We start from the raw sequence: 386 nt of genomic DNA, 5'->3' as shown, positions 1-386 counted from the left end.
ACTGTAATGGTAAAATCAGGACCTGCACAAGTGCCTATATAAGGGGTAATTGTATAAACAACATCCAAAGGACCATTGGTAGCATTTGTAAATATGTCGCCAGCGATCAAATTCACATTTGTTGTACCGCTAGCTATGCTTGCAGTGCCTCCCAAACCAGGGTCTACTACAGCGCTTACATCATAGCTACTGATGGCATCCCCATCATCGTCTGTAGATGGCAAAACAACGCCTATAGCATCGCCAGTACATACCGTGGCATCAAGGTTGCCAGTGAAAATTGGCGGCTCATCTATCGTTACTGTAATGGTAAAGTCAGGACCTGCACAAGTGCCTATGTACGGTGTAATTGTATAAACCACATCCAAAGGACCACTGGTCCCATT

Annotated in this window: 1 protein-coding gene; it reads right to left on the bottom strand. The window is 44.8% G+C overall.

Annotation, left to right across the window (positions count from 1 at the left end; translation table 11 throughout):
- A partial coding sequence (locus C900_RS26925) for a PKD-like domain-containing protein (RefSeq protein WP_040497654.1) occupies positions 1-386 on the bottom strand: 386 nt, incomplete at both ends.

The organism is Fulvivirga imtechensis AK7 (assembly GCF_000331535.1).
In the GTDB taxonomy this organism is placed as follows: domain Bacteria; phylum Bacteroidota; class Bacteroidia; order Cytophagales; family Cyclobacteriaceae; genus Fulvivirga; species Fulvivirga imtechensis.
The sequence above is the reverse complement of the archived record's forward strand: the minus strand, read 5'-3'. Positions and strand labels throughout refer to the sequence as shown.